Genomic DNA, 18100 nt, shown 5'->3' with positions numbered 1-18100 from the left:
ACAACGTCCCTCCGAAACCTCAAAAAGCCGGATGCATTTATCGCGTCCGGCTTTTTCCTTACATGCCAATCACGAGCTTCAGCGCAATTGACCACATCGTTACGGCAATGATGCCTTCCAGAATACGCCACGAAGATGGGCGGGCAAAAATCGGGCGCAGCCAGCGGGCACCAAAGCCAAGCGAAAAGAAGAACACGAAAGACGCCGTGATCGCACCTGCGGCAAACGATGTTTCCAAACCCGGAAACTGCGTGGAGATCGTTCCGAGAAGGACGACAGTATCCAGATAGACATGCGGATTGAGCCATGTCAGCGCCAGACAGGTTGCAAGTGTCTTGGTGAGACTCACAGACGCCCCGTTCGCAGTGGCCAGAACAGCCGACGAGGTAAAAGCGGAATAGAGGCTGCGCGCACCATACCAGATCAGAAAAGCCGCACCGCCATATCGCATAATGGGATCAAGCGCAGGCATGATAGCAGCGATCTTCTGGAAGCTTGTGACACCGATCAGGATCAGGATGGCATCCGATACGGCACAAGCAAGGCTTACGGCAAACACATGCTCATCGCGCAGCCCTTGCCGCAGGACAAAGGCGTTCTGTGCTCCGATGGCAACAATGAGAGTGAGGCCCATGGTAAGGCCGGTTACATAGACTGAAGGATTCATAAATGGTCGCCATCTGGGGTCAGTTGGCACTTGGATACTGGAAGTTAGAGAGTTAGAATAGTTAAACTTTATAACTTCAATTTAGGAATTCTAATGATCGACTATTCTGCCTTGAGAGCAGTGGCGATGGTAGTTCAGACAGGCAGTTTTGAGAAAGCCGCACGGGCATTGAACGTGACCCCGTCAGCTATCTCACAACGTGTCAAACATCTCGAGGAGCGGCTTGGTGCCGTGCTCATCGAGCGAGGTTCTCCTTGCATGGCCACAGAGAAAGGCGACTGGCTATGCCGGCATATCGAGCAGGTGGGCATGCTTGAACGCGAACTTCTGGCGGAATTGCCTGGATTGTCCGGCAGCGAGAATACGGCACAGCGCGTAACGCTTCATATAGCGACCAATGCCGATAGTCTCGGCACGTGGTTTCTGAAAGCGATTTCGCATTTCAGCACATCATCGGAGTATCTCTTCAACATTGCGGTAGACGATCAGGATCATACTGCCGAATGGCTGCGGCGCGGACGCGTCGTTGCTGCCGTAACCTCCCTGTCCAAACCGGTTCAGGGCTGCCGTCTGACGCCGCTTGGTATTCTCCAATATCGCGCCACGGCATCACCAGATTTCGTCGCTCGCCACTTTCCCGGTGGAATAACCCGCGATGCTATCGCCAGGGCCCCGGCTCTGACATTCAACCAGAAGGACAGATTGCAGGATCAGTGGGTGCGCGCTGCCCTCAGAGCCGACATAGCATGCCCGACACATTGGCTTCCCTCGACACAGGCTTTTGTCGATGCAAGCCTATCAGGCATGGGGTGGGGGATGAACCCGATGCAGTTGGTGGGTGACCATTTGCAATCAGGCAGGCTCATCGAATTGATCCCGGACACACCGTTGGATATTCCTTTATTCTGGCAGGTCAACCGCCTTGCGGCTGACAGGCTTGCAAGCCTGACACAGGCAGTTTTGACGACGGCACGGCAGGAGCTTGCACCCATCTCAAACAAATGAGGCAAGCCATCACTTCCAAAAATCACATTGGAACAATGGGATAGAGAAGGATTTTCTTCACTGATCCCGTCAATCACCATCTGTTTTCTTGAACGTGAACAGCGATTGAGCGATGCATGATGAATGAAGCTCCTGTTCCTCATCGCGGCGCTGGTCGCCCTTGTCTTCCTCGGCTGCTACTTGCAGATGTTTTTTGCCGTGCCATAAAAGCGGCACCCCTGATCTGCCTGCCTAAGCCGAGGAGCTCGGAGCACTCGATAAAGCTGAGCCTTACAAGAAAAAAGGCAGGATCAATGATCCTGCCCTGTTTGTGCAACGCCTGCTGCCTCTTCACAGACCCTGACATGCTCTGCCAGTGCCTCGAGTTGCAAGAAAGCGCTTATGGTACAGATATCCCGCTTCTGAAACTTTGGAAGTTCCTGAAGCTCCTTCAATCTGGTGAGAAGTGCACCGCGGTTCATGGTTTTTCCCTCCATCTTTTTCGGCTATCCGCAAATTTGGTACTAATCAGGCTGCCCGCACCTTCGCTTTCGTCTTCAACGGAAGTTCGATATCGACTTCGAGCGTCGACATCTGATCGCCCCGATCCATTTTCACGCTAACCTTGTCGCGATCAATCTGGATATGTTTGGCGATAACGGCGAGAATTTCCTCTCGCAATACCGCAACAAGATCAGAATGTTCGTGTGACGCCCTTTCATGGGCAAGCAGAACCTGCAACCGTTCGCGCGCTTGCGGCGCGGAAGCAGGCTTGCTGAAGAAACGAAACAGGCTCATGCCGCTCTCCTTCCGAAAAGTTTACCCAGAAGGCCGCGCTTTTCGGATGGAACAGTCATCGGCACTTCTTCACCGGCGAGGCGGCGGGCTGCGTCGAGATAAGCCAATGCAGGCGCACTGCGCTGATCGGCAAGCGTTACGGGCGAACCAATATTGGATGCCCGCAGAACATCCTGGCTTTCCGGAATAATACCCAGAAGCGGGATGGACAGAATTTCGAGAACGTCATCGACCTTCAGCATGTCACCGCGCTCGGCGCGCACCGGGTCATAGCGGGTCAGCAGGAGATGCTTTTCCACGCGTTCGCCACGCTCGGCCTTGAGTGTCTTTGCATCCAGCAAACCGATGATACGGTCGGAATCGCGCACGGACGACACTTCAGGATTCGTGACGACCACAGCCATATCCGCATGACGCATGGCGAGCGTGGCACCGCGTTCGATCCCGGCAGGGCTGTCGCAAATGATCCAGTCGAACTCTTTCTTGAGATCTTCCATGACGCGGTCGACGCCATCGGTGGTCAGGTTATCCTTATCGCGTGTCTGGGAGGCAGGCAGCAGATACAGTGTCTCAAGGCGCTTGTCGCGGATCAAAGCCTGTGGAAGCTTCGCATCACCCTGAATGACATTGACCAGATCGAACACGACGCGGCGTTCTGCGCCCATGACGAGGTCGAGGTTACGCAGACCGACATCGAAATCGATAACGACAGTCTTCTCGCCGCGTTGTGCCAGCGCAGCACCGATTGCAGCGGTTGATGTCGTTTTGCCAACGCCACCCTTACCGGAAGTTACAACAATCACTTTTGCCATATTTGTCTCCTGTATCTCCCGCGCGCCTCCAGAGCATTCGTTACCCGGGCTATGAAGTGCTCTGCTTTTCTTTTACGACACTCAAAAGTGCCTTAAATCCTATTGAAATCTGCTTCTCTCAAAGCTTCTCAGCTCTGAGGGCAATGCTAACTCAGCGTTTCTGCCATCATATAATCGCCGTCGAGCCAGAGCTGGACCGCCTGTCCACGCAACCGGCTCTCCATGTCTTCGGCCGTCTTGTAGAGGCCGTCGATGGCAACGAGTTCTGCTTCCATCTTGCGGCAGAAAATGCGCGCATCGGCATTTCCGGCTGTTCCAGCCATTGCACGGCCGCGCAACGCGCCATAGACGTGGATCGAACCACCTGCCACCACTTCAGCACCGGACGCTACAGAGCCAACAATCGTTACATCACCGTCCGGAAAATAGACCGATTGGCCAGACCGAACCGGCTCGGTGACGACCATCGACGGAACAGCCTTGACAAGTTGCACCGACGCGGAGGCAACCGGTGCACGCTCCTGCGGTTTCGGCTCTGTGATCTCCGGGTCGAAATCTGCTGCAGGCTGCCCACCACGCATTGCAGGCGGCATACCTGGGCCCAACAGAGAGGGCCGCGCATTTTCAAACCCCGTAATCCAGACGCCACGTTTAACCAGATCCTCAAGCAACTGAACCAATTGGGGACGCTCAATCGAAACATTCTCCAGATCGAGAACGATCGGGCGATTCAGAAAGAACCCCACTGAACGGGCTGCAAGATCGTCCAGCTTGTCGAGCCAGCCATCGAGCGGCAGTTCAGGCGAGAGTACCAGCGCAAGAAAGGACCTCCCTTTCAAGCGGATTGGACGAGACTGTGTTAGCACTTGATTCATCTTGGTTAAAAAACGGTTTATCCGGTCTATATGCGCAATGGTTAACAGATGGTTAATTTCTGAAGCCCAAATAGTTCCAACTGCGGGAGCAGCCGGTCCCTTTTTGACGATCAGAACATAACTATCAGCGGACATTAAAGTGCTGCGCGTCCTTATGGGCGCACGCAGGACACTCCAAGCTATTGAAACTACACATCACGCTTTCCGAAAAGCGATTCCGAGTTTCGGACTGATGCGGTAGCCATCGGACACGGAACGCAACATAGTGCCCGATTGAACAGCCAAAGGCACTTCCAGCTCGAAAGCGACTCAGCCTATTCTTAATTATAAACGGACAATCGGATTGATTATTGCGGTTTCTTAGCCCATCCACAGAAGACGTTGCAAAAAATATAAAATTAAATTCCGATCAAATGTGACGCTGCGTAATGTATTATATTTTTATAATATATTTTTATTTAGCCCTAAATCGAGAATATCTTACACTGAGCGGAACTCGATAAAAATCTATCCGATTCTTTTTAAATCATATTTCTTCTAATTAGTAGACATTTGGAGATCAGCTGGATCATTTTCTGATATTGTCAGCGCTTCATCAAGAATTTCATGAACAATATGCGCCATGAAAAACCTTCAGGCGGCCCATCAGCCGACCCGGTCGATGCAACGAGTGAGTATAACTCAGCGAAGCAACAGCGATCTTTCTGATCGTTGTCTTTTCTCTACGAATGCCGTCCTCGTCAGTAGGAATGATCCCTGACTGACGCACGGAATATAGATTGTTTGGAAGGTTCCGCTCAAAGGAACCGCCTCGCGTTTGGGCGGGGGGCTTAGGGGCGCGAGGCGGGCGAGCTCTCAGGAGTGCACGCACAGGCAAAATGGAACGGTAGCTCCGATTCTGGAATTAACAATACGTTCCAACCTGAAAAATTACGTGAGCAGAGTATAGAAAAGCCCACAACGCCTGGGAGGAGAAGAGCGTTGTGGGCTTAATCTGTAAGCGCGATCGGGAGGAGGAGTATCGCGCTTGAGGTCCGGTTCTTGGGAGGAGGAGTGAACCGGACGCATTTTTAATAGCCTGCCCAGCAGGCCCGCTCAATCAACAAGCTTGCATTGCTGATATGCACTTTCAACAGACCCAAAATGAAAACCGCCTCGCAGCGAATGAACGCGCTGAGGCGGCATATCTCCCTCGAAAGCCCCCAATCGAAGAAGATGGAGGAACTTACTGATAGCTTTGACAAAAATAAATAGACAATCTGCACGCGCACTTGAAAATCTGGTGAACAATATCAGCCAATGGTTGAAGATTCTTGCTTCAACAAACTTTTCCGCGCCTCCAGCCGCTCGATTAAACACTGTTCAAGATCGGATATAGTTCAGTCGTGCAGTGTGATCAAAATGCTCTTAAACCGGTTAGAATCTGAATGAGTATCAATCAAATATCTTACACAAATTTCAGTATTTTCTGAAAATCCTAGAGTTCTATTAGGGGGTTGCTTTCTCCACGAGCGCGGTTATTGTTCCTCTCACTTGGAGGAGGGAGTACCGCCCCAGCGCGCTAGACCGCTGCGGGGCGGTTTCTTTTTTAGCTACCCAAAAATGCATATCTGCATTGCAGCGTTGCCCCTTGTATGCAGCGGCCCTTATTCCTATTTTGGACTTGTTCGGTTTTACTCCTCCTCCCAAAAACCGAACCCAAAGCGCGATACTCCTCCTCCCAATCGCGCTTTATAGATCCGCCCACTGCACACTCCTCCTCCCAGTGCAGTGGGCGTTCTCTTTTCTGAAACTCGTCACACATATAAAAAATTGAACCCAATCGGACGACCCTGTGGCTATTTCAGTAGTTTTAAGGGTTTGCAGATAATTTCTGCACTGGATGCACCAGGGAGCGGGGTTCCATGTTCTTCAGCACGACCTTCAAATCGGCCAGACCACCGCTGCTATGCGTGCCTTTGTTCTGGCTGGGTTTTGTTCTGGTTCTGCTGATCGCGCTTTTGTCATTCAGGCTCAGTGCCCCTATTGGGCCGATGTATTGGGACAGCTATATCTATTTCGATGCGGCCCAGCGCATAAGAATGGGCCAGATTCCAGGCGTTGATTTTTCCACACCTGTCGGGCCACTTGGCTATTATCTTTTTGCATGGGGGCACGCCCTGTTCCCGCAGGCGCAACCGCTTTTGCTCGTTCAGTGGTCAATATTGGCCGTTGCAGCCCCTCTGATGGCGTGGGTACTGGCAGAGATTCGCCCCTACAATCGAACAACCGGGTTTCTGATCCTTGTTCCATTTCTGGTTTTCGCAATCTTTCCAGCCAATACACAGAGCTTTTACCCCTATCCCGGGCTGGATGGGTTTGGCATTTATAACCGCCATACATCGCTTCTGCTCTACGTGCTGATGTGCGGACTGCTATTTATGCGCAACGGCACAAAGCTCGCGCTCTTTTGCGCGGCAGCGATGCTCACCCTGCTTTTGATGAAGGTGACTGGTTTCCTTGCAGGTGGGCTGTTCGGACTCACAGCACTTCTCGCTGGGCGAATCTCAACCCGCAACGTTCTGCTGGCCGCTGCCGCTACCGCAGCATTTCTGCTTGCCCTTGAACTGCACAATGGGATTATCAGCGGATATATTCGCGATATTGCTACATTGGTCACACTGAACGAAGAAGCCCTGCTCCCGCGTTTCCTGACCGTCATATCCTTGAAGCTGGACGTTATTCTACCGACAGTAATCCTTGTTCTGGCCCGTTTCTGGAATGAACAGCGCCAGTCCAGTGAACAAAATCGCTTCTTCGACCGGAGCTCTGTCTGGCTCGCCATTGGGCTTCTGGGCGGCATCATCCTTGAAACGCAGAACACCGGAAGTCAGGAATTCATATTCCTTTGGCCTATCCTGCTTCTGATCTTTCAGCGGATGAAAGCCGTCCCCGAGAAGCTCAAAATCGCCTTCGTCTTGCTCGCTGCCTTCTGTGTCATTCCGACGTTCACCAAGGTTGTGCACCGTACCCTGCGCGCCGTTGCCGTAGCCCCAACTTATGTAGAGCCGTCTTTGCCGGAACTGAAAAATCTCGGGCAGGTCCTAACCCGGCCCGATTTCCTGCAGCGGGCAGAGCTTTTCGAAACCCATTACCCGGAAAACAATACAGCCTATGACGCGCTGGCAGCACAAGGCCAGCTACCTAGCTGGCAGCTTTATTCGGAAATCGATTTCCAGGTGTACTGGCTCGTTTCTGCAAACCAGGTGGTAAAGGATCTGAAATCCTTCGAGACCCAGAAGAATCTTCACCTGCAAAGCATCATGTCGCTCGACTTCGTCAATCCATTTGCGTGGATATTGGATCGCGATGCGACACGGCATATCCAGATCGGCGCCGATCCCTTCCGCACAGTCCGGGCGTTATCCAAGGAAACGAAAGCTGCCGTAGAAGCAACCGACGGCATATTGCGCGCGAAATGTCCAACGACGACCAATCGCCTTGCCTTGCAGAAAATATATGCCGAAGCGCTACAGGATCGTACCGTCGTCGCTTTGAACCCCTGTTGGGATTTGTTGCTTCGCCCCGGTCTCATTCCTTAATCAGAAACGGCTCATTTGATCTGAGCCCTGACGAAATCCCGCACAATCCGGACAATGCCGCGTGAAAGTACCTCATCCAATGCTTGGATGAATGCGTCCACATGCTCGCGCCCGCAGATCAGCGGCGGCTCCAGACGGATGACGTTTCGATTATATTCGGTAAAGGCGACCAGAACTCCATGATCGCGCAGCAGATGGCTGCCGATAAAGCCAGGAAGCGAACCTTTCAGCTTTTCATCAAGCATCGCCAAGACAGGTCGCAGCACGACCGGCATGGTCTGTGAGAAATCATGGAACTCCAGCCCCACCATCATCCCCTTCCCGCGCACGTCTTTGACAAGCGCAGGATAGCGGCTCTGCAACTCATCCAGACGATCCAGAAGATATTCTCCAACATCGGCTGCGTTATCGATCAGATGCTCGTCATAGAGCACGTTCAATGCTTCAATCGACGTGATGCAGGCTTCACCAATCCCGCCAAAGGTCGCCATGGCATGTATCATTGCTGTCTTGGGCGTGCCGTAGGCCTTCATATAGATATCGCTGCGGGCAATCATTGCAGCCATGGCCGTCTTTCCACCACCCAGCGACTTCGCCAAGGCAGTGACGTCCGGTATCACGCCATAATGCTCGAAAGCATAGAATTTCCCGGTTCGTCCCAGCCCACACTGCACTTCATCGGCAACCCAGATCACACCATACTGGTCGCAAAGGCTCCGCAGCTTCTGCCAGAACTCAGCATCGGCCTGAATGATGCCGCCACCGCCTTGCACCGTCTCCAGCACAATTACCCCGATTTCGGGGTCGGAGCGAAATGCGTTCTCAATAGCCGCGATATCACCGAAGGGCACACGCAGGGTGTTATCGACAAGCTTGAATTCACCACGATAAAGCCCGCCATCCGTGATAGACAGGACGCCCTTGGTCTTGCCGTGGAACGAATTTTCCGCATAGACGATCTTGGGCTTTTTCGGACCCGCAGCGCGCTCTGCCACCTTGATTGCGGCCTCCATTGCCTCGGAACCGGAAGACCCCAGAAACACCATGTCGAGATCGCCCGGCGAGCAGGCCGCAATATCATAAGCGAGTGCGGTCGCATACTGCGACATGAAGGCGATTGCGATCTCGTGACGCATTTCTTCCTGGAATTGGCGCCGTGCTTCCAGAATACGCGGATGATTGTGACCGAAAGCCAGCGATCCAAAACCGCCGAAGAAGTCGAGAATTGAGCGCCCGTTCTGGTCGTAATAATACATGCCTTCGGCACGTTCGATCTTCACCTTGTGAAAACCGAGCAACTTCATGAAGTGAAGCTGACCCGGATTGAGGTGAGCGGTGAACAGCTCCGTCATCCGTGGCAGGTCGAGCGCTTTCGCCTCGCTGACGGTGAGCAGTTTCGGCTTTGGCGTTGTGTTGATCTTGTTCATTTCTGCCTCTACGCCGCTTCCGAAGCCCGCGCATCCAGCGATGCGGCTCCAATCTTCCTGCGATACTCGCTATAGGCCGCGATCAGCATGTCCTCGTCCCTGTATTGGGGAACCCAACCAAGCTCGCGCTCGCCTTTCGAAACATCGAGTACACACATTTCATCAGCTATAAGATATTGCTCCGGGTCCATGATGGGCTTGTTCATCCAGTCCAGCAGGTCCAGCGTGCGCTTCACCGCCCAGGCGGGCGTCGGCAACAGGACGGATTTTGATCCGGCATGCTTGATCAGATCACCGAGCAGTTTTCGAACCGGGGGCGGTTTGAGCGAACCGAGGTTGTAGACCTCGTTGGGGACACCGGCGCTGAAAGCGGCACGCGCCGCCGACGCACAATCGAACACCGAAATGAACTGGTAGGGATTTCTGCCCGAGCCGATCATTGGCACCGGTAGATTGTGATCAACCAGCTTGAACAGCTTTTCCAGAATGCCGAGACGGCCCGGTCCAATGATAAGACGCGGGCGAAACAGCGAAATATTCATGCCCCGCTCGCGCCATTCAATGGCGAGTTCTTCGGTTTTCAGTTTGGATAGCCCGTATTCCCCGAGCGGCTTGCACGGATGGTCCTCTTTCTGCGGCCAGACGTGAGTGTGCCCGTACACCATATCGGTGGTGAAATGGACGAGCTTGCTGGCACCAGCCGCATCCATCGCCTTGATGATGTTCTCCGTTCCGTGAAAATTGACAGGAAAGAAGAAATCGTGCCGCTTCGCCCGGACCTGAATTGGGGAAAGCATCTTGGCGGACAGGTTATAGACCATGTCGTCTGCGCTGATGCCAAGTCTGCGAATTGCGTCAGGATTGGTTACATCAGCCACAATGAAGGCGGCGTCAGCATAGTGCGGCAGATCGCTTCTTACGATATCTGCAACAATGACCTCATGACCATCGGCAAGGAGTTTTGGAGCGAGATAGCGTCCGACAAAACCGTCGCCACCGAAGATTATATGTCTCATTGCGTCCCCCGTTTAACGATGTGTCTGCTGGTTCATGTTCGTATCCGCCTGCGGCTCGGAGGGCTTGCCGCTTTGCGCGATCAGCACAGTTCCAATGCAGATGAACGCGATGCCTGCAATTTTGTATGCACCCAGCTCCTCCTTGAACAAAAGCCATGCGAACAGAGCGACTGCTACATAGGCGAGACTGAGGAACGGATAGGCAAACGAAAGATCCACTTTCGACAACACGTAAAGATGTGACGCCATGGAGATCACGAAGGTCAGCAAGCCGGCAAAAATCCAGGGATTGAAGACAATCTGGAACATGCGCTGGATCAATGTTTCGGCTGAAAAGCTGATCGGTCCGAGCGTTAGCATGCCATATTTCAGCATCAACTGCGCGGCAGCGTTGGTCATGACCGTAAACAGGATGAAGGGAATATATTTCATCGCATTTTCCTAACCTGCCGAACCGAGCGTCAACGCCGTTCGGCGCCAGAAATTCGAATTGAAAGCCTTATCGCGAAAAGGTTCAAAATCGCGCCAGTGCGGGTAGCTAGCGGCAAATATTTCCGCGCTCATCCGCTGATCCTTATATGGATTGACCCGGCCACCGGCCTCCACCGTCATCCGATCCAGATGGTCCAGCAATTTCAACGTCTCACGGCCACGATTGGGAAAATCCATGGTCAGCGTATACCCAGGCAGCGGGAATGACATGAGGCCAGGAGATGTCATTTTTCCGAAACGTTTGAGCACCGTCAGGAACGAAACCTGCCCGGAGTTTCGGCTCGCCTCAAGCATCGCCGGAATGACCGCTCTGGCTGCATCGAACGGCATGACACTTTGATGCTGGTAAAGCCCTGACGGGCCGTAAATCCTGTTCCAGTTTCTGACGCCATCAAGTGGATAAAAGAACTTTTGATACGGCACTCTATGTGCTGCCGTCAGTAGTTTTTTGCGCTGAAAATAAGCTGCATTAAACAGTGACAGGCTTGCCTTGTTCAATACGGAGAACGGCAATTCAAAGGGCACGCCAAACCGCGCAACCGCCGACATATGAGAATTATGGGCCGTCGCAATATGATTGCCGACAATCAGCAGACCTCGGCCATCGGAGAGCTGGTCGACCCAGGCAACGGCATATTCATTCTCAAGATCTTCGGCCTGGGCCATATCGAAATATTCATCGAGATTGGCGAATGGCAGAACCTTCTCCTCCACATCGAGACCATCCACCCGCATAAGCCGGATGGTCGCGCGAAGGATCAAGCCCGTCAGGCCTAATCCGCCGATTGTGGCGCGGAACAGATCAATGTTCTCCTTATCGGAGCATTTGTAATGAACACCATCCGAACGAAGCAGATCCAGCCCTTCGACGTGACACCCGAAAGTCCCCTGCCGGTGGTGGTTTTTACCATGCACATCGTTGGCAATGGCACCGCCGAGAGTCACGAACTGCGTGCCTGGTGTGACGGGAAGGAAATAACCATGCGGCGCGACATGGGCGATAACTTCATTCAAAAGCATACCGCTTTCAGCCGTCAGCAACCCCGTATCGGGATTGAAGTGCGCTATCCTCATTCGCGCCTGCATAGGCACAAGAAAGCCCGCATCGTTATGACAGCTATCCCCATAAGAACGACCATTTCCAAATGGCAACAAGCTAGCGCCTTTGGGCAGGAACTGCGCGAAATCAGCCTCCAGCCCATCCAGCGGACTGTACTGCCGCTTTCGCCGGTCAATGCGGCCAAAACTGTCGAAGGATCGTTCCATCAGCGCATACCAGCCACAAGAAGCAGCACTGCACCAAGCGCGATGACAACCTGGCTGCGCCAATCTCTGGCAATAAAGAGTACCGGGTCATCATCCATGTCGCCCCGATGCGCCAATATCCACACACGCACATTGATATAGAGTACGATCGGACCAAGCGGCCATATCAGCCAGGGATAGGTGTAGAGCGTCTTGACGGCATCGCTATTGATATAAAGCGCCAGAACCAGTGCAGCGGTAAATGCAGCCGCAACCCCACACTGCCCAACAATATCGCGATCTTCCGGACGGTAGCCTCGCCCCAAAATCCGGTCCTTTTCTGTCACTGTAGCGCCTTGCAACTCGACATAACGTTTCACCAGCGCCAGTGACAGAAAGAAGAACATGGCAAATGCCATCAGCCAGAACGACGGTGGAATATAGGAAGCCGCCGACCCTCCCAACAGCCGCAGGCTGTAAAGCCCTGCGAGGCAAATTACATCTCCCAACAACATGCGTTTCAAGGCGAAGGTATAAGCGGTCGTGAAAACCAGATAGGTGACAATTGCGAGCGTAAAGGCGGATGGGAGGAAGAAGCAGACAAAAGCCGTCAGAATCAACAACAGCGCCGCAACGCCTAGACCAAAAGGAATGGATATCTGTCCGCGTGCAAAAGGTCTCTGATTTTTTCGCGCGTGTCTTCGATCCACCGGAAGATCAACAATGTCATTGACGATATAGATCGCAGACGCCGTAGCAGAGAAGGCGATGAATGCCAGACAAGACGCAATCAGCACATCGGGTTTCAATATGTCATGCGCCAGAATGGCCGGCACAAAAACAAGCAGATTCTTCAGCCACTGATGAACACGCAGCATACGAACATAGGTTCTATTAGTCGGTTTCTCACCACTGAAAAGTTTGCAGCCAGTCCGTTGCTGGAAATGTGCCGCCGCGTGATCGGGCGCGACAACGATCGCCTGTCGGGCTGCATCGAAAACCGGCAGGTCATCATGATCGTTTCCGGCATAGTCGAACCCCTGTCGTCCATAGTGCTCGACAAGCAGATTGGCCTTGTGTTTCGCCGAAAGATTGGTCGTGCCGGACGTTGAATAGACAGCGCTGAAAATCTCAAGCTCGGACGCAACGGCCTTGGCCATCGATTCTGCCGCGGCTGTTGCCAGCACTAAAGTCCGCCCCGATGCATGTTCGCTGCGCAGAAATTCCAGAAATTCTGTTCGATAGGGAAGCCTCGACGCATCCAGCGCTACACGTTCTGCGACCTGTCGCTTGAGATATGCTTTGCCTGAGAATAACCAAACCGGCAGCATGAAGACGAACAGGATGTTCTTCTTCAGAAGAAGAAAAATACCTTCCCACAGCAGATCGGTCGAAACCAGAGTTCCGTCCAGATCGACTGCCAGCGGCACATCCTTGTTGTTCTGCCCCCGCGTGTCCATTTTCAGCCCTTTTCCGCTCAGGCAGGAATGCGGTTCGATCAACCTGTTCCGCCCAAGCCCCCTCTCGTAAAGGGATAGAGGCAGAAACCAAATGAAAAATGAATATTCCTGTTACAATCGATGATTGATTTGTTGAATACGATTTCTGCTTAAAATTTTCCCAACAACTAAAATACAGCATATTGATCGCAGCTTGCATAGTTTCATGTTCGCCGAAAAGAATATCCGGCGAACATTTCGTAATTTAGATTTATCTAACTTATACTATCTTGAACCTGGGAACAGCAAATCGACAAATCTGGCGGCAGTCGGTTGCGGCTCATGATTGGCAAGACCCGGACGCTCGTTGGCTTCAACGAAGATATAGTCCGGCTTCTCGGGCTGGTTGACCATAAAGTCAATGCCCACGACCGGTATACCAATTGCTTGGGCAGCCTTGCAGGCAGCATTGACCAGGTCTGCATGAACAGTGGCGGTCACGTCATGGATCGTGCCGCCCGCATGAAGATTGGCCGCCTTGCGCACGGTTATTTCGCGACCGTCCTCCAGAACAGAGTCGAGTGACAGAGCTTGTTCCTCAAGGCATCTTTTCGTTTCCGTATCGACCGGAATACGGCTTTCTCCGCCGGTCGCCGCAGCGCGTCTGCGCGATTGTGTCTCGATAAGTTTGCGGATCGTTGACTTCCCATCTCCGATCACGCGCGGCGGACGACGAACTGCAGCCGCGACAAGCTGGTAATCGATGATAACCAGCCGGAGGTCTTCGCCTTCAAAACACGCCTCCAGCAGCACGCGGTCGCACACGGATCGCGCCTGTTTGATCGCAGCACGCAGATCCTTGATGGTCGAAATACCGACGGAAATTCCTCGTCCCTGTTCGCCCCGAGCCGGTTTCACAACCAGCTTGCCGTGGCGTTTCAGAAAAGCCTCCAGCGCGTCGTCACTCGCTTCGGCAGCGATCTGCTCCGGCACCGTTAGCCCAGCGGTCTCAACGACACGGCGCGTCACGGCCTTGTCGTCACAGATCGACATCGCGACGCCCGATGTCATTTCAGACAGACTTTCGCGACAATGAACTGAACGCCCGCCATAGGAGAGGCGGAAAAATCCGCCTTCGGCATCGGTCACATCAACCTGAATACCACGGCGCACCGCTTCATCGATGATGATGCGGGCATATGGATTCAGTGCATCGAAGGATTCCAGATGTGGGGCGAAAAACTTCTCGTTGATTGCATTCTTGCGTTTAATCGCAAAAAGCGGGACACGGCGAAATTTCAATTTTTCATAGAGCCGTATGGCGTTCTCATTGTCATGCAGAACCGAAAGATCGATATGGCTTAGCCCGCGAGCCTGAAAATGTTCGGCAAGTTTTCGCACCAGTTTTTCGCCGATTCCCGGCTGCCGTGCTTGCGGATGAACGGCGAGGCACCAGAGCGAAGCACCGCAATCAGGATCATCGAAAAGACGCTGATGGTCTATACCCGTCACCGTGCCGACGATTTCACCTGTGGCATCGTCCTGTGCCACGAAATAGGTAACGGCCCGGTTGTCTCGCTCAGACGAGAAAAAGTCCGGTCGCAGTTGAACCATACCGCAAGCCGCATAGACGGCATTGATGCCTTCTGCGTCTACTTCCGATACCGCGCGACGAATGGTGACACCACGCGTCCGTCGGCCGCCCGGACGATAGGTTGCAAGCTCGATGCGGTAGGTATGCGACGGGTCGAGAAATATTTCATGTGGCGCAAGCGACAGCAGTACATGAGGATCACTTACATAGAAGACAATATCGCGGCTTGCAGGCGCTTCCGCGCGCAATGCCTCCACAATGGCTTCATTGGTTTCGAAGGTCTGCGCAAAGAGCAATCGTCCCCAGCCGCAGTCAACGACCACATCCTGCTTGCGGCCTTCCATTCCCGCCCGGTCATGGCCATACATATGTTCCTGATAAAAGCCTGCACTTTCAGGCGTGCGCAAGCGCGTCAGACGATGCGAAAAGGCCTTGCGACCTCTCGCTTTCTGCCGGGTCATATCCACCTCACCGGGTTTTCGCATGTCATGCCTCCTGCGCCTGCAGCCACATTTCGAGAAGGCCAGCCTGCCATAGCTCCGAACCACGTAATGGCGTTATGTGCTCGGACGGCTTTGCGAACAGACTTTCCAGGTAATCGCGTTGAAAAAGCCCGCGCTCCCTCGCCTTTTGCGACGAAAGAGCATCACGCAACATGTCGAGATAGGGACCTGCAATATATTTAAGCTGTGGCACCGGAAAGTATCCCTTCTTGCGATCGATGACTTCGCTTGGAACGATCTTCCTCGCCACATCCTTGAGGATACCTTTGCCGCCATCGCGCAGCTTCTCTTCCGGCGGAATGCGAGCCGCGAGCTCTACCAGTTCATGGTCCAGAAACGGCACCCGCGCTTCAAGTCCCCAAGCCATCGTCATGTTGTCCACGCGTTTGACCGGATCTTCCACCAGCATTACATTTGTGTCGAGCCGCAATGCACGGTCGACTGGTGTATCCGCACCGTCCTGCAACAGGTACTCTTCCAGAAACTCCTGACTGTAATCGCGTTCCGGCATCCATTCCGGCGATAATTGCGTGGCAAGCACGTTGTGCGAGCGGTCACGAAATCCCTTGGCATAATCGCTGACAACATCGTTGGAATCGACCAGTGGCGGATACCAGTGATAGCCGCCAAAGACTTCATCAGCCCCCTGCCCCGACTGGACAACCTTGATATGTTTCGAAACTTCCTTGGAAAGAAGATAGAAGCCGACATTATCGTAGGACACCATCGGTTCCGACATTGCGGCGATTGTTCCCGGCAGGGCATCCATGAGGTCTGCCGAGGGCACAAAAATCTTATGATGCTCGGTACCGAAATGTTTAGCGATCAGGTCGGAATAGACAAACTCGTCGCCTGTTTCCCCGTTAGCTTCCTCGAAACCGACTGAAAAGCTCATCAGGCCCGATTGACCAGCCTCGGCAAGCAATCCAACGATCAGGCTCGAATCCACACCGCCGGACAAAAGCACACCGACCGGCACGTCAGAAATCATCCTGCGCTTGACGGCTACGCGAAGCATATCGAGCAATTGCTCCTGCCATTCCTCCCTGCTCAAGGCGCCATCACCGCGCAGACGGCGATAAGGTGCCTGCCAGTAGATACGGTCGCTGAAACCGCCATTCGGTTCGTAAACCCGCATCGTCGCGGGAGGAAGCTTTCGAACACCGTTGTAAATCGTGCGCGGCGGCGGCACGACAGCATGAAAGCTCATATAATTGTGCAAGGCTGCATGGTCGATCGACGTGTCGATACCTCCCGCCTTGACCAGAGCAGGCAAAGACGAGGCAAAACGCAACGCACCGTCCACCTCGGCCAGATAGAGCGGCTTGATACCGAACCGGTCACGCGCGAGAATAATCCTGCCCGTATCGCGTTCGTGAATAGCGAAGGCGAACATGCCCAGGAAGCGCGATACGCAGCTTTCGCCCCATGCGTGCCATGCCTTGAGTATGACTTCTGTGTCACCATCGGAGAAGAACTTGTAGCCCTTCTGTTCCAACTCAGTGCGCAATTCTCGGAAATTGTAGATGCAGCCGTTGAACACCAGCGTCAAACCGAGGTCCGCATCAATCATCGGCTGCTGCGATTTTTCGGAGAGATCGAGAATTCTTAGTCTTCGATGCCCGAAGCCGACATTGCCCCGGATCACAATCCCGGACGCATCCGGTCCGCGAGGACTGAGTACATCCGCCATTTTCGAGACTGCCGAAACTGACGGCGAACCGCCGTCGAACCTGACTTCTCCGCAAATACCACACATAAAAAGGGTCGAAACCTCCATTGTCATTCATAAACAAATGAGGCCGTCGCGTCTGTTATGGCGGCGGCCTGCATAGTTGCAAATGCGGGAGCGCCGGGATGGTTCCCAACTTTTTAGCTCTCTTTATGCGGTTTTCCCCACTGTACTCGCCTTGGAAAGCATATAGTTTTCGGCTGAAACCATATGCTCATACGTAATACGGCGGGCATCTTCACGACGATTTTCAACAAGCGCCGTAAGCAATCGGTGCTGGAAAATAAGTCCTTCTTCGCGCGAAGCCGGTGTCGGATCGGCATAGATCGCCCGCGCTATCGGCAGGCTTCGCAATAGATTATGGGTCAACCCGCAGATGAAGCCCAGCAACCGATCGGGACAGAGTTGCGCCAGCGAGGAATGGAAATCCAGTTCCGCGACGCGCTGGTGGTATTGATCATCAAGATCGACCGGCGGACGGTCATAGACCCGCATTGTGTTTTCCAACTGCGCAATATCGTCGCCGGTCAGTCTTCCGCACAGCAAGGTAGCGACTTCCGGTTCGAGAAGCTTGCGAATGGCATAGACTTCGGCAAGGCTCGGCTGGTCGAAAAAGAAATAGCTTCCAAGCATTTCCATTGCATGCTGAGCGGAAGGCTCGGCCACAAAGGCGCCGCCGCCAGGGCCGCTGCGCGTAAAAATCAGCCCCTGCGTTTCCAGCGCCTTCATCGCTTCGCGCACGGTGCCCTTGGCTGCCTTGAACTGATCGATCAATTCCTTTTCCTGCGGCAGGCGGTCTCCCGGTTTCAATGCATCGGAACGGATGACATCCTTGATACGATCGGCAATCTCCTCCGGCCGCCGCCGGGCTTTTACCGCCCTCGCGCGCGGTTGCGGTTCGTGATCGGAATTCCGGCCCGGTCTGACCATAGTCT

At 53.5% G+C, this 18100-nt stretch carries 15 protein-coding genes; 2 read left to right on the top strand and 13 right to left on the bottom strand.

Going from position 1 to position 18100, the window contains the following annotated elements; translation table 11 throughout:
* Nucleotides 1–58 precede the first annotated feature (58 nt).
* The gene (locus MKS82_RS25890; protein WP_109986786.1) at nucleotides 59–667 is read right to left on the bottom strand and encodes a LysE/ArgO family amino acid transporter; all 609 of its coding nucleotides are present in this window, start codon (nucleotides 665–667) and stop codon (nucleotides 59–61) included.
* A gap of 93 nt (nucleotides 668–760) precedes the next feature.
* On the opposite strand from MKS82_RS25890, the gene MKS82_RS25885 reads away from it, so the two are divergent.
* The gene (locus tag MKS82_RS25885; RefSeq protein WP_109986785.1) at nucleotides 761–1672 is read left to right on the top strand and encodes a LysR family transcriptional regulator ArgP; all 912 of its coding nucleotides are present in this window, start codon (nucleotides 761–763) and stop codon (nucleotides 1670–1672) included.
* Between the two features lie 69 nt (nucleotides 1673–1741).
* Here MKS82_RS25885 and MKS82_RS25880 read toward each other — a convergent pair whose 3' ends face one another.
* The 4 genes from MKS82_RS25880 to minC form a co-directional block, all read right to left on the bottom strand.
* The gene (locus MKS82_RS25880) at nucleotides 1742–1888 is read right to left on the bottom strand and encodes a hypothetical protein (RefSeq protein WP_176037009.1); all 147 of its coding nucleotides are present in this window, start codon (nucleotides 1886–1888) and stop codon (nucleotides 1742–1744) included.
* A gap of 291 nt (nucleotides 1889–2179) precedes the next feature.
* Nucleotides 2180–2449, bottom strand: a complete 270-nt coding sequence (minE, locus tag MKS82_RS25875; RefSeq protein WP_006468449.1) for a cell division topological specificity factor MinE — start codon at nucleotides 2447–2449, stop codon at nucleotides 2180–2182.
* Nucleotides 2446–3261, bottom strand: a complete 816-nt coding sequence (gene minD / locus MKS82_RS25870) for a septum site-determining protein MinD (protein ID WP_010660936.1) — start codon at nucleotides 3259–3261, stop codon at nucleotides 2446–2448. The genes minE and minD overlap by 4 nt, the downstream gene beginning before the upstream one ends.
* Nucleotides 3262–3407: 146 nt before the next feature.
* On the bottom strand, nucleotides 3408–4136 hold the full coding sequence (gene minC / locus MKS82_RS25865) for a septum site-determining protein MinC (protein WP_061346660.1): 729 nt from the start codon (nucleotides 4134–4136) through the stop codon (nucleotides 3408–3410).
* Between the two features lie 1904 nt (nucleotides 4137–6040).
* Here minC and MKS82_RS25860 point away from each other — a divergent pair.
* On the top strand, nucleotides 6041–7717 hold the full coding sequence (locus MKS82_RS25860; RefSeq protein WP_109986784.1) for a hypothetical protein: 1677 nt from the start codon (nucleotides 6041–6043) through the stop codon (nucleotides 7715–7717).
* Nucleotides 7718–7728: 11 nt separating this feature from the next.
* Here MKS82_RS25860 and MKS82_RS25855 read toward each other — a convergent pair whose 3' ends face one another.
* The 8 genes from MKS82_RS25855 to MKS82_RS25820 all read right to left on the bottom strand — a co-directional run bounded on the left by MKS82_RS25855 (nucleotide 7729) and on the right by MKS82_RS25820 (nucleotide 18095).
* Nucleotides 7729–9144 carry an aspartate aminotransferase family protein gene (locus tag MKS82_RS25855; protein WP_109986783.1) on the bottom strand — a complete coding sequence of 472 codons (1416 nt, stop codon included), beginning with the start codon at nucleotides 9142–9144 and terminating at the stop codon, nucleotides 7729–7731.
* 8 nt (nucleotides 9145–9152) lie between these two features.
* Nucleotides 9153–10160 carry an NAD-dependent epimerase/dehydratase family protein gene (locus MKS82_RS25850; RefSeq protein ID WP_109986782.1) on the bottom strand — a complete coding sequence of 336 codons (1008 nt, stop codon included), beginning with the start codon at nucleotides 10158–10160 and terminating at the stop codon, nucleotides 9153–9155.
* Between the two features lie 12 nt (nucleotides 10161–10172).
* The gene (locus MKS82_RS25845) at nucleotides 10173–10592 is read right to left on the bottom strand and encodes an EamA family transporter (protein ID WP_109986781.1); all 420 of its coding nucleotides are present in this window, start codon (nucleotides 10590–10592) and stop codon (nucleotides 10173–10175) included.
* Between the two features lie 9 nt (nucleotides 10593–10601).
* On the bottom strand, nucleotides 10602–11918 hold the full coding sequence (locus tag MKS82_RS25840; RefSeq protein ID WP_109986780.1) for an FAD-binding oxidoreductase: 1317 nt from the start codon (nucleotides 11916–11918) through the stop codon (nucleotides 10602–10604).
* Nucleotides 11918–13357 (bottom strand): UbiA family prenyltransferase, encoded by a 1440-nt coding sequence (locus MKS82_RS25835; RefSeq protein WP_109986779.1) that lies wholly within the window; start codon nucleotides 13355–13357, stop codon nucleotides 11918–11920. Before MKS82_RS25835 ends, MKS82_RS25840 begins: the two co-directional genes overlap by 1 nt.
* Nucleotides 13358–13621: 264 nt before the next feature.
* Nucleotides 13622–15415: an N-acetylglutaminylglutamine synthetase gene (gene ngg / locus MKS82_RS25830; RefSeq protein WP_109986778.1), complete on the bottom strand. Its 1794-nt coding sequence runs from the start codon at nucleotides 15413–15415 to the stop codon at nucleotides 13622–13624.
* Nucleotide 15416: 1 nt separating this feature from the next.
* Entirely contained in the window at nucleotides 15417–17192 is a 1776-nt protein-coding gene (locus MKS82_RS25825) for an N-acetylglutaminylglutamine amidotransferase (protein ID WP_240579464.1), read from the bottom strand.
* A gap of 123 nt (nucleotides 17193–17315) precedes the next feature.
* Nucleotides 17316–18095, bottom strand: a complete 780-nt coding sequence (locus MKS82_RS25820) for a FadR/GntR family transcriptional regulator (RefSeq protein WP_109986777.1) — start codon at nucleotides 18093–18095, stop codon at nucleotides 17316–17318.
* Nucleotides 18096–18100: the final 5 nt, after the last annotated feature.

The organism is Ochrobactrum sp. A-1, from assembly GCF_022488005.1.
Lineage (GTDB): Bacteria > Pseudomonadota > Alphaproteobacteria > Rhizobiales > Rhizobiaceae > Brucella.
This window is presented reverse-complemented; position numbering and strand designations above follow the sequence as displayed.